9 protein-coding genes and 2 pseudogenes are annotated in these 11,169 nt (G+C 73.2%); 6 read left to right on the forward strand and 5 right to left on the reverse strand.

Features of this window, described 5'->3' with window-relative positions:
• Window positions 1-672: 672 nt before the first annotated feature.
• Window positions 673-1,038, forward strand: coding sequence for a helix-turn-helix domain-containing protein (locus AB0G56_RS41430; RefSeq protein ID WP_360981308.1), 366 nt, complete (start codon window positions 673-675; stop codon window positions 1,036-1,038).
• A gap of 384 nt (window positions 1,039-1,422) precedes the next feature.
• Here the strand turns inward: AB0G56_RS41430 and AB0G56_RS41435 are convergent, their stop codons facing one another.
• The gene (locus tag AB0G56_RS41435; RefSeq protein WP_360981311.1) at window positions 1,423-1,905 is read right to left on the reverse strand and encodes a molybdopterin-dependent oxidoreductase; all 483 of its coding nucleotides are present in this window, start codon (window positions 1,903-1,905) and stop codon (window positions 1,423-1,425) included.
• A 248-nt stretch (window positions 1,906-2,153) separates the two neighbouring features.
• Here AB0G56_RS41435 and modA point away from each other — a divergent pair, with 248 nt between their 5' ends.
• The 3 genes from modA to AB0G56_RS41450 are packed head-to-tail and all read left to right on the forward strand — an operon-like array spanning window position 2,154 to window position 4,941.
• A complete protein-coding gene (gene modA, locus AB0G56_RS41440; RefSeq protein ID WP_360981314.1) occupies window positions 2,154-2,981 on the forward strand; it encodes a molybdate ABC transporter substrate-binding protein in 828 nt (275 codons plus the stop codon).
• Window positions 2,978-3,862 (forward strand): molybdate ABC transporter permease subunit, encoded by an 885-nt coding sequence (modB, locus tag AB0G56_RS41445; RefSeq protein WP_360981317.1) that lies wholly within the window; start codon window positions 2,978-2,980, stop codon window positions 3,860-3,862. The genes modA and modB overlap by 4 nt, the downstream gene beginning before the upstream one ends.
• The gene (locus tag AB0G56_RS41450) at window positions 3,859-4,941 is read left to right on the forward strand and encodes an ABC transporter ATP-binding protein (protein ID WP_360981320.1); all 1,083 of its coding nucleotides are present in this window, start codon (window positions 3,859-3,861) and stop codon (window positions 4,939-4,941) included. Before modB ends, AB0G56_RS41450 begins: the two co-directional genes overlap by 4 nt.
• 33 nt (window positions 4,942-4,974) lie before the next feature.
• On the opposite strand, the gene AB0G56_RS41455 is transcribed toward AB0G56_RS41450, so the two are convergent.
• The 4 genes and pseudogenes from AB0G56_RS41455 to AB0G56_RS41470 form a co-directional block, all read right to left on the reverse strand.
• Window positions 4,975-7,260, reverse strand: coding sequence for an FG-GAP-like repeat-containing protein (locus tag AB0G56_RS41455; protein WP_360981323.1), 2,286 nt, complete (start codon window positions 7,258-7,260; stop codon window positions 4,975-4,977).
• A 349-nt stretch (window positions 7,261-7,609) separates the two neighbouring features.
• Window positions 7,610-7,675, reverse strand: a pseudogene (locus AB0G56_RS41460) (hypothetical protein); the annotation flags it as partial.
• A gap of 176 nt (window positions 7,676-7,851) precedes the next feature.
• Complete coding sequence (locus tag AB0G56_RS41465) at window positions 7,852-9,093, reverse strand: FAD-dependent oxidoreductase (RefSeq protein WP_360981332.1); 1,242 nt, start codon at window positions 9,091-9,093, stop codon at window positions 7,852-7,854.
• A 148-nt stretch (window positions 9,094-9,241) separates the two neighbouring features.
• Entirely contained in the window at window positions 9,242-10,186 is a 945-nt protein-coding gene (locus AB0G56_RS41470; protein ID WP_360981326.1) for an RNA polymerase sigma-70 factor, read from the reverse strand.
• A 373-nt stretch (window positions 10,187-10,559) separates the two neighbouring features.
• On the opposite strand from AB0G56_RS41470, the gene AB0G56_RS41475 reads away from it, so the two are divergent.
• Window positions 10,560-10,763 (forward strand): cold-shock protein, encoded by a 204-nt coding sequence (locus tag AB0G56_RS41475; protein ID WP_360981329.1) that lies wholly within the window; start codon window positions 10,560-10,562, stop codon window positions 10,761-10,763.
• 197 nt (window positions 10,764-10,960) lie between these two features.
• A pseudogene (locus AB0G56_RS41480) lies at window positions 10,961-11,169 on the forward strand (ATP-dependent helicase); the annotation flags it as partial.

Raw genomic sequence — 11,169 nt, forward strand, 5'->3', positions numbered from 1 at the left:
CAAAGACGCAATACGAGTTTTGGTGGCTTGTGATTGTTGTCCCGCGGTGTGGTCTCCCTAACTTAAAACCACACTCAGGATCCCGGTGGGGGCCCTGCCGACGCGCGTCGGCAGGGCCCCCACCGCTGTGTCGCCGCCCGGATCGCGACTCGGCCCGTCACCCGGCCCGATCCTTCACGGCTGGTGACGACGGTGAAGACGTCCGTACGAGGCTTCCCCCTCCACAGGAAGGGAGAAATCTGCTCTTGCTGAAGTAGCTTTTCGCTTCTGATGCGGGTACGCTTCTTCTCGTAGACACGGTCCCAGGAGATCCGCCAGACACGAACTGGCGGATGGCTGACCAGGAAGTACGCAGGTCAGGCGGCTGCCACGTCAAGGAGCCGCCAGCAGCAGTACCAGTTCATTCAGGTGGTTGTTCAGAGAGGAACGGAGGAGCAGACGCCATCAGGATCGCCCGGCCCGAGAAGCACTCGGCCCGGGTACCGCAAGACCCCGGATTGGATGGTGGTCCCCGGTCACGCAGCTGCGATCCCCCGCTCCGCCCTGCCGGGCCGGGTAGCGGAAACAGAAGGTCGGCACAGCAGTAGGGCCGACAGATGGTGTTGAATTTCCTTCGGGGCCCTGGTGCCGTACGGCACCAGGGCCCCTCGACGCGTTGCACAGCGAGGTGACATGACATCGGACAACCCCCTGAATGTTTCGGACAACCCCCTGAATGATCGTCTGGACGACGACGACTACCCTGCGTACACGATGGGCCGCGCAGCCGAGATGCTCGGCACGACGCCGGCCTTCCTCCGCGCCATCGGCGAGGCTCGTCTGATCACTCCGCTCCGCTCGGGGGGAGGACATCGCCGGTACTCCCGCTACCAGCTGCGGATCGCCGCTCGCGCCCGTGAGCTGGTCGACAAGGGGACCCCGATCGACGCCGCGTGCCGCATCGTCATCCTCGAGGACCAACTCGAGGAAGCGCAGCGCATCAACGCCGAGTACCGCCGTGCCGCCACCGGATCGGCGGGGAGTCCCGGCTCCGGCTGAGCACACGGGCGCTGGGCCTCCAGCGGTACCGACAGGGCTGTCCTGACCCCGGGGCGACGGAAGTTCACCGGACGTCCCGGCTACGACGGTGGTCTCGCGTCAGTGGCCGCCCGGTCCGACCGGTGGCGCCGAGGCGATCGCCGCCGCACCTGCCGTCGCCGCCGACGACGACCGGCAGAGTCGTCCCGAAACGCTCCGACGTCGCGATCCACCGCTTCCCCGACATGTCCGCGAGCCTCGGCGCTCCGGACCGGGCCGGCACGCTCGTCCCGAGTTCCACGCAGCCCCGGACCGTCCTCAGCCACGCCGTCCGGAGGCCGCGCGGTCGGCGTCACGGCTCCACGGCCCTCCCCGGCCCTCCCCGGCCCCTGTCGCGGACGGCTCTCAGGACCACGCCGTGTACCCCCCGTGCACCCGGATCGCCTCGACCCCGCTGACGTAGCGGCCGCCGCAGCGGTCCTGGGGGAGGACCAGCTGGGCGCCGGGGTGGTCGAGGGGGGCGCCGTCGAGGGTGACCGCGAGGAGGACGGGGGCGCGGCCGAAGTCGGGGTCGATCTCCGCCCAGGACAGGAGCGTGTGGTGGCCGTCCGTGCCGCGTACGGCGATCAGGAAGCGCAGCCGGTCCTTGCGGCGGGCGGGGTCGAAGGCGGGGCCCGCGTCGGCGAGGACGTCGTACAGCAGCGGTCCGGTGAAGCGGTGGTGGCGGACGCCGCTGGTGGCGCACTCGAAGGCGACGCCGGCCCGGTGCTGCGGCCAGGCGGCGAGGTCGGACACGGTCAGCCGGGTGGGACGGTCCAGGTCTCCGTCGAGGACGAGTTCCGCCGCGGGACCGCGGGACGCGACGGCGGCTGCGAGGTCCTGACTCACGGGCTACCACCTCCGCGGGGACCGTACCCGCACACCACCTCCGTACAAACGCACATACCAGCCCGATCGATCCGTGATCCGGCTGATGCGATGCGACTAGAGACTTATGCCTCGCATATGCGGCAGTATCATCGGCGTTGCGCACCCACCGGGGACGGGCTGCCGGAGCATCCCCGGGTGCATCGGCCGACGTGGTCGTCGTCAGACCGCGGACGCGTCCGTTCAGGACCTTTGAGGGAGTAGCCGTGATGACCCGTACCGCGCGCCGTACCCGCCGGATGCTTCAGGCGGCCGGCACCGGCGCCGCCGCCCTGCTCGCCCTGAGCGCCTGCTCGTCGTCCGGCTCGGACTCCTCCGACACGAAGGCGGACTCCTCCGCTCCGGCCTCCTCCGGCAAGGTGTCCGGGAAGGTGACCGTCTTCGCCGCCGCCTCGCTGAAGGAGTCGTTCACGGCCCTGGGCAAGCGGTTCGAGAAGGAGCACCCCGGTACCGAGGTGACCTTCAACTTCGGCGGCAGCGACTCCCTCGCGGCCGGCATCACCAGCGGCGCCCCCGCCGACGTGTTCGCCTCCGCCAGCCCCAAGACGATGAAGGTCGTCACGGACCACGGCGACGCGGCCGGCGCGCCCGTCACGTTCGTGCGCAACCAGCTGGAGATCGCCACCCTGCCCGGCAACCCGGGCAAGGTCGCCTCCCTGAAGGACCTCACGAAATCCGGCCTGAAGGTCGTCCTGTGCGCGAAGACGGTGCCGTGCGGCGCCGCCGCGCAGAAGGCGCTGGACGCCAGCGGGCTCGAACTCACCCCCGTCTCCTACGAGCAGGACGTCAAGTCCGCCCTGAACAAGGTGGTCCTCAAGGAGGCGGACGCCGCGGTCGTCTACGAGACCGATGTGAAGGCCGCCGGTGGCAAGGTGGACGGCGTGGAGTTCCCCGAATCGGCCAAGGCCGTCAACGACTACCCGATCACCCTGCTCAAGGGGTCGCACAACACCGCGGCCGCGCAGGCGTTCGTCGCGCTGGTGCGGTCCGCCGAGGGGCAGCAGGTCCTGAGCGGGGCCGGGTTCCTCAAGCCGTGACCCCGTCCGACGAGCCCGGCAAGACCGCCGGGCCCCGCAAGACCGACGAGCCCGGCGCCGCGGCCGGCCCCCGCACGGGCCGCCCGCGGCGCCGCCGTGTCCGCGCGGGTGCCCCCCTGCCCCTCCTGGTGCCCGCCGTGCTCGGTCTGGTCTTCCTGGTGCTGCCGCTGCTCGCCCTGCTGATCCGGGCCCCTTGGCGGGGCATGCCCTCCCTGCTGACCAGCACCGAGGTGTGGCAGGCGCTCCAGTTGTCCCTGCTGTGCGCGACGGCGGCGACCGCGGTCAGCCTGGTGGTGGGTGTCCCGCTCGCCTGGCTGCTGGCCCGCGTCGAGTTCCCCGGGCGCGGCCTCGTCCGGGCGCTGGTGACGCTGCCGCTGGTCCTGCCGCCGGTGGTGGGCGGTGTGGCCCTGCTCATGGCACTGGGACGCAACGGCGTCGTCGGACGCTTCCTCGACTCCTGGTTCGGCGTCACGCTGCCGTTCACCACCCCGGGCGTGATCCTTGCCGAGGCGTTCGTGGCGATGCCGTTCCTCGTCATCAGCGTGGAGGGCACGCTGCGCGCCGCCGACCCCCGCTACGAGGAGGCGGCCACCACGCTCGGTGCCTCCCGCTTCACCGCGTTCCGCCGGGTCACCCTGCCGCTCATCGCGCCCGGCATCGCGGCCGGTGCCGTGCTGGCCTGGGCGCGCGCGCTCGGCGAGTTCGGCGCGACGATCACCTTCGCCGGGAACTTCCCCGGCCGCACCCAGACCATGCCCCTGGCCGTCTACCTCGCCCTCCAGAACGACCCGGAGTCGGCCATCGCCCTCAGCCTGGTCCTGCTGGCCGTGTCGATCGCCGTACTGGCGGGGCTGCGGGACCGCTGGATGACCGCCTCATGACCGGCACCGCACGGCCCGCGCAGGCCGCCGTCACCGCCGGCGAGGGGCTCGACGCCCACCTGGTGGTCGACCGCGGCGCCTTCCGCCTCGACGTGACGCTGACCGCGGCCCCCGGCGACGTGGTCGCGCTCCTCGGCCCCAACGGCGCCGGGAAGACCACCGCGCTGCGCGCACTCGCCGGGCTCGTCCCCCTCTCCGGCGGCCACCTGCGGCTGGACGGCACGGAGCTGGACCGTACGCCGCCGGAGTCCCGCCCGGTGGGCGTCGTCTTCCAGGACTACCTGCTCTTCCCGCACCTGTCCGCCCTGGACAACGTGGCCTTCGGGCCGCGCTGCCAGGGCGCGGGCAGGACCGAGGCCCGCGCCCTGGCCCGCGCCCTGCTGGAACGCATGGGCCTGGCCGACCACGCGGCCGCCAAGCCCCGCCGCCTGTCCGGCGGCCAGGCCCAGCGCGTCGCCCTCGCCCGCGCCCTGGCCACCCGGCCCCGGCTGCTGCTCCTGGACGAACCGCTCGCCGCCCTCGACGCCCGCACCCGCCTCGACGTCCGCGCCCAGCTCCGCCACCACCTGGCCGACTTCGAAGCGGTCGCCGTGCTCGTCACGCACGACCCGCTGGACGCGATGGTCCTGGCCGACCGGCTCGTCGTCGTCGAGGACGGCCGGATCGTCCAGGAGGGCACCCCGTCCGACATCGCCCGCCGGCCCCGCACCGACTACATCGCCAGGCTGGTCGGCCTCAACCTCTACCAGGGCCGGGCCGAGGGGCACACGGTGCACGTCCGGGGCGGCCCCGACATCACCACCGCCGAACACCTCACCGGCCCGGCCTTCGTCGCCTTCCCGCCCAGCGCGGTCACCCTCCACCGGGACCGCCCCACCGGCTCCAGCGCCCGCAACCTGTGGCGGTGCGAGGTGGCCGGCCTGGAGACCCACGGCGACCTGGTCCGTGCCGACCTCACCGGCGAACTGCCGCTGGCCGCCGACCTGACCACGGTCGCCGCCGCCGAACTCGACCTCCATCCCGGCGCCACGGCGTGGGCGACGGTCAAGGCCGCCCAGACGCACGCGTACCTCGACTGAGACCTGGTACCGGGGCGCGGGAGAGGCGCCGGCTCAGACGAGGAGGTCGTAGTCGCGGATCTCCATGAAGCCCACGCTGACCTGGGCACGCGCGCGGAAGGGGCTGCGCGCGTCGCCCGAGGACCGGTACAGGTAGGCGTGGTGACCGTCGGCCGCCGTGGGCGCGTACAGGTCGGGGCGGCCGTCGAAGTCGGCGTCGCCGATGCCGAGGAGCCGGGCGTACGTGTTCCAGCCGCCGCCGATCCGCGTGCGCGGGGCCAGCGTGCCGTCGCCCCGGCCGAGGTAGAGCCAGAGCACACCGGAACGGTCCCGGGCGACGACGTCACCGGCGGAGCCGCCGGCGATGTTGCCGACGGCCGTGATCTGCGTGTACGCCCCCCAGCCGCCGGTGCCGATCCTGACCCGCCGCGCGAACGGGGCCGCCTGATTCCCGGTGCCCTTGTAGAGCCACAGGGCGCCCGAGGTGTCCACGGCGACGAGGTCGGAGCGGCCGTCGCCGTTCAGGTCGCTGCCGCCGGTGAGCCGGGTGTAGGCGTTCCAGCCGCCGCCGACCTTGATGCGCGGGGCGAAGGGGGCCTTGGCGTCGCCCGTGCCCCGGTAGAGCCAGAGCACGCCCGAACGGTCGCGGGCCACCAGGTCGGCGACCCGGGCGCCGCCGAGGTCGCCGGCCGCCTCGATCCGGTCGTAGACGTTCCAGCCGCGGCCGACGAGCGTCTCGGCGTTCTGCCGGTATTCGCCGTACTCCCGCACGTCGTACGTGTCCATGATCCACAGCCGCCCCGACGTGTCCCGGGCGAGGATGTCCGGGGACCCGTCGGCGTCGTAGTCGTGCGGACCGGGCTTGCGGGCGACCGTGAACGAACCCGAGGCGACCAGGTCCGGGCCGATGCCGTTGAGGGGTTCGGCGTCGATCCGCCAGGTGTACGGGCCGGCCCCGGCTCCCGTGAACGCGTCGGGCGCGCCGTGCCACCGGAGATCGCCGTCCCAGTCGAAGGTGACGCGGTGCGGGTCCGTGGAACCCGTCGCGCGCGGGTAGACGGTGTCCCGCTTCGTCTCGCCGGTGCGCGTGTTGCGCAGGGTGACGGTCACCGCCACGTAGCTGCGGGACAGCCGCCACTCCAGCCTGGCCCGGCCCGCGGACCTGTCGAGGTCGACCACCGCGGGGACGGAGTGGCCGAGCAGCGTCACCTTCGTCGACTCCCCGCTGCCTGCCACGCGGGTGACGGCCGGCGCCTTGTCCGCGCCGGGCACGATCCGGTACAGGCCCTCGCCCGAGGCCACGGTGCCGCCGCTCGCGTACAGCGTGCCGTCGGGCCCCGCCTCCGTCTGCTCCGCGTGGTCGAGGAGGCGCCGGGTGGCGTTGGTGGTGAGGTTGCGCGCGGTCAGGGCGTACAGGGCGTTCGGCTTGTCCGCCGTCATGGCGCCGCCCATCCCGTACGTCACCCAGTCGCCCACCAGGCCGACCACCACCTCCCCGTCGGTCCGGCCGAGCGCTGTGCGCATGTCCTTGCCGGTGCCGCGCGGGGCGGCGACCACCTGGCTCCTGCCGGCGCTGTCGGTCTCCGACCAGGCGACGTGGGTGGCGGAGACGGCGACCGACGCCGGGAAGGAGGCCGTGTCGTGGTGCTGGACGACGGCGCCGGTGGCCAGGTCGACCAGGGCCCACTGCCAGGTGCGCGACGTCTTGTAGAGGAGCACGGCGTGGTCGCGGGTGGCCGCCGCGACGTACGACTCCGTCGCGTCCCGCGGGAGACCGGTCACCGCCCGCTCGGTCAGCTCGTTGTCCTTCATGGTGGCCAGGTGGACGTCCTGGCCGCCGGCGGAGTTCGGAGTCCGCACGAAGACCGTGGTGCCGACCGCGCCGACGCACGTGCTCTGCGCGCCGAACCGGCGCAGGTCGAGGAACATGACAGTGCTCTTCGTCGCCATGTCGCGGACTTCGACGACGCCGTCGGTCCTGTTGAGCAGGACGTTGTCGGACGCCAGGGCACCGGTGGCGAACGCCTGGGAATCGGTCAGGTCGGTGATCGCCCCGTCGGCGAAGGCGGTCCAGGTGCGGGTCGCGTTCTCGTTCCGCGTCAGGAAGCCCGTCGAGCCGACGCTCAGGAGCCGGGTCTGGCCGTCCGGGTACGGGACCGCCGCCCGGCCGACCGGCGCGGCCGCGGGCAGGGCCGCGGACGCGGTCGTGAGTGGCACGGACGCGGTCGTCGTGGCTGGGGTCGCGGGTGCCGCCACGGCCTGACCGCCGGTGAGTCCTGTCGCGAGGACCGCGCCGATCGCCGCGGCGAGCCACAGCCGGCAGGTACGAGAACGCTGCAAAGTCGGGTCCCTCCCCTGAAGAGGACCGCCGCGGCGAGAGGCACGCGCGGTCGTCCGCGTCCAGGCGGCCGGATGGAACCCCCCAACCGGAACCTCGCCTCACGCGATGATCGCTGGAGCGTACCAGCGGCCTCCGACAGGCGTCATCTGCCGTTCTTCTCGCTGGTGTTGGCCCGCATCGGGCGCGCACCCGGACCGATCCGGCGGCCGCCTGCCGGGGCCGCCGAGCCGGGGCGCGGGGCCGCGCTCGCGGTGGGCAGGGCACCGGCCTCGGGGATCCCAGCGGCTGCCGGCCGGATTTGTCGGTGGGCTCCGAGGAGAGGCACGAGGCGTCACCGAGGCCCGCGCGCATGGTCCAGATGGCGGCGGCCTTGTCAGCGGCCGAACTGGTGGCCGAGATGGCCGAGTTGGCCGCTGAGCCGTCGCCGCCGTCGTGCCGGAGGTAGGTGTCGGTGCAGCAGGCGGCTGTGAAGGAAGCCGCCGAAGGGTGTCAACAGCACGCGCACGTCCGGTACTTCGGCTGTCGGGAGACGCCGGACGGGCGCCCTTCCGGTGAGGGCGTCCGTCCGGTGGCGCGCGGGCCCGGGCGGCTCAGGCGGAGGTCCTGACCCGCGTCGCCGGGGCCGCCTGGACCGGCCCGTGCACGACGCGGCGGCGCCGGACCGGCTTGCCGACCGTCGGGTTCGCCACGCCCCAGGCCGCGCCCTTGCAGACCACTTCCTTGTAGAGGGCGGCCGGGCGGCCGGTCAGGGCCGCCCGGACGGCGCGGTCGTCGGCGGTGACGTACTGGATCAGACCGTCCCCGCGGCCCAGCGAGATGCACTGGTTGAAGTAGCGCAGCGGCACGTTCGGCACCTTCCCGCCGGTCAGGCGTGCCGCGATGGCGTCGGCGGCCTGCCAGGCGGACGGGACGCCCGAGGCGCACGACATGCGCAGCGGCTTGCCGCCGGGGCCTTCGACCAGGGCCGCGTCGCCGATGGCGTACACGTCCGGGTGCGAGAGCGAGCGCATCGTGCGGTCGACCACGATCTGGCCGCTCTCGCCGGTCTCCACGGCGGTGGCCTTCGCGATCGGGTGGACGGCGAAGCCCGTGGTCCACACGGTGACCGCGGCCGGGAGATGCGCGCCGGCGGCGGTGGTGACGCGGTCGGCCTCGACGCGGGTGACGTCCGTGTGCTCGTGCACGGTGACGCGGAGCCCGTCGAGGACCTTGCGCAGGTGCCGGCGCCCCTTGGCCGAGAGCCCGTCACCGAGGCCGCCGCGGGCGGCGAGGGCGACCCTCAGGTCCGGGCGGGCCTCGGCGATCTCGGTGGCGGCCTCCAGGCCGGTCAGGCCGCCACCGACCACGAGTACGTGCTCCCCGGCGCCGAGCGCGGCCAGCCGCTCGCGCAGCCGCAGCGCCCCGGGGCGGCCCGCGATCTCGTGGGCGTGCTCGGCGGCGCCGGGGACGCCCTGGTCGTGCCAGCCGCTGCCGAGGGCGTAGACGAGGGTGTCGTACTCCAGTTCCTCGACGCCCGCTCCCCCGTCGGCGGCGGTGCCGGTGCCGTCGGCGGCGGCGGCGGTGCGGACGGTGACGGTCCGGCGGTCGGCGTCCACGCCGGTCACCCGCGCGAGCTTCACCGTGACACCGGTACCCGCGAACATCTCGCTGTAGGGGCGGGGCACGAGGTCCGCGCCCGCCGCGAGCTGGTGCAGGCGGACGCGCTCGACGAAGTCGGGCTCGGCGTCGACGAGGGTGATGGCGACGTCGTCACGGTGCAGCCGCTTGGCGAGGCGCCCGGCGGCGATGGCTCCGGAGTATCCGGCTCCGAGGACGATGACGCGGTGCTGCATCTGCATCTCCTGGCTCCTGTCGTGAACGTCGTGAGCGGGTTCGCCCCTTGAACCGGGCGGCCCGCCGTTTCCTGACAGAAGCCGAGTGTGAAGAACCTCACACCCGCCTCGCGCCCCGCCGCACCCCTCGCTCGCGCCGCGCCCCGCCTCAGAAGGCGTGGAGCAGCGGTTCGCCATGGTCGGCCGACGCCCACCGCCGGGTGGCGCGGACGAGCTTGTCGGGGTTGGCCTGGCTGCGGAACCCGGCGATGCCCTCGGCCGTGACCTCCAGGCACAGGATGCCGACGACCCGGCCGTCGAGGACCGCCACGAGGGCGGGGTCGCCGTTGGCGGTCGTCGCGTGCATCTCGGGCGATCCGCCGATCAGGGCGCGCTTGGCCTTCCCTGGTTTGAACAGGCCCCGCATGAACGTCGCGACCGCGCGCGCTCCCTCGAACGCCCTGGTGCGGGCCGGGACCTTCCCGCCGCCGTCGCCGACCGCCACGGCGTCCTCGGTGAGCAGCCGCACGAGCGGCTCGGTCCGGCCGCTGGTGGCGGCGGCCAGGAACTCCTCGACCACGCGCCGGGCGGCGGCCTCGTCGACCTCGGTACGGGCCCTGCCGTCCGCGACGTGTTTCCTCGCCCGGTGGAAGAGCTGCTGGCCCGCGGCCTCGCTGACGCCGAGGATCTGGGCGATCTCCCGGTACGGATAGCCGAAGGCCTCCCGCAGGACGTACACCGCCCGCTCGCGCGGGGAGAGCCGTTCCAGGACGGCGAGGACCGCGAACGAGACGGATTCGCGCTGTTCGGCGGTGTCGGCGGGGCCGAGCATCGGGTCCCCGGCGAGCAGCGGCTCGGGGAGCCACTGGCCGACGTAGGTCTCGCGCCGCGCGCGGGCCGAGGTGAGCTGGTTGAGGCACACGTTGGTGAGCACCTTCGTCAACCAGGCCTCCGGGACCTCCACCTGATCGGTGTAGGCGGCCTGCCAGCGCAGGAACGTGTCCTGTACGGCGTCCTCGGCCTCGCTCGCGGAGCCGAGGAGGCGGTAGGCGATGGCCTCCAGGCGCGGCCTGGCGGCCTCGAACCGTTCCACGTCCTTCATGGTCAGGGCCATGGCCGGATCCTAGGGCCTGCCGCCGCCGTTCCGCCCCGGCCGGTCGGCCCGGCCGGGATGCCCGCCCGGCCGGGATGCCCGCCCGGCTACTCCCCTTCCGGGCGCGGGGCGCCGGGCGCCGGGCGCCGTGGGCGCCGGGCGCCGGGAAGAATTTCCGTGGTACAGGCGGGGAAATCAGGGCGGCACGGCGGGAATATTCCCAGGTCGGGGGGTGGGGCGGAAATTATTCGGCCGACAGCGCCGATCCCGGCGTGCTAGGGTCGACGTCAGTTGCAGTTGTGGTTGCCTGGGATTCTTTCCGACGGGGTGATCATCGCGGCGACCGGAGTCCCGCACAGGGCGGGCTCCGTGCACCGTCCCGAAGGAGAAGAATATGGCTACCGGCACCGTGAAGTGGTTCAACTCGGAAAAGGGCTTCGGCTTCATCGAGCAGGACGGCGGCGGCCCCGACGTCTTCGCCCACTACTCGAACATCGCCACCCAGGGCTTCCGTGAGCTGCAGGAGGGTCAGAAGGTGACCTTCGAGATCGGTCAGGGCCAGAAGGGCCCGACGGCCGAGAACATCGTCCCGGCCTGACGCACCGGCGCTGACGCGTACTTTCGCAGCTGGGGCCCGCACCTTGGGGTGCGGGCCCCAGCTCGCCGTGTTTCTGGGCCTCACCCGGGCAGGAATCACCGACCGAACAGGACCCTTCGGCTCGTTCTCGCGATTCTCTGCGCTGCTCGATCACTGCGGGAATTCCTTGATACGCGTCGCATCAAGGAAGGCTTCGCATGAACCGTGACCGTGCCCGCACGACCCGCTCCGGCGGCTCCGCCTCCGGCCGTACCACCGCCGCACGCCGCCCGCGCCGCTCCCCCGGGAACGGGCGCCGGCAGGCCGCCCCCCAGGGCGAGTTCGCGATGCCGGAGACGGTCACACCCGCCCTGCCCGCTGTCGAGTCGTTCGCCGACCTCGACCTGCCGGCCCCGCTGCTGGCCAC

It is taken from the genome of Streptomyces sp. NPDC021356 (assembly GCF_040641015.1).
Taxonomy (GTDB): Bacteria; Actinomycetota; Actinomycetes; order Streptomycetales; family Streptomycetaceae; genus Streptomyces.

What these genes read in the sequence shown, in the direction of transcription:
- AB0G56_RS41430 (WP_360981308.1), top strand. Translation starts at nt 673, where the DNA reads ATGACATCGGACAACCCCCTGAATGTTTCGGACAACCCCCTGAATGAT.
- modA (WP_360981314.1), top strand. Translation starts at nt 2,154, where the DNA reads ATGACCCGTACCGCGCGCCGTACCCGCCGGATGCTTCAGGCGGCCGGC.
- AB0G56_RS41450 (WP_360981320.1), top strand. Translation starts at nt 3,859, where the DNA reads ATGACCGGCACCGCACGGCCCGCGCAGGCCGCCGTCACCGCCGGCGAG.
- AB0G56_RS41465 (WP_360981332.1), bottom strand. Translation starts at nt 9,093, where the DNA reads ATGCAGCACCGCGTCATCGTCCTCGGAGCCGGATACTCCGGAGCCATC.
- AB0G56_RS41470 (WP_360981326.1), bottom strand. Translation starts at nt 10,186, where the DNA reads ATGGCCCTGACCATGAAGGACGTGGAACGGTTCGAGGCCGCCAGGCCG.
- AB0G56_RS41475 (WP_360981329.1), top strand. Translation starts at nt 10,560, where the DNA reads ATGGCTACCGGCACCGTGAAGTGGTTCAACTCGGAAAAGGGCTTCGGC.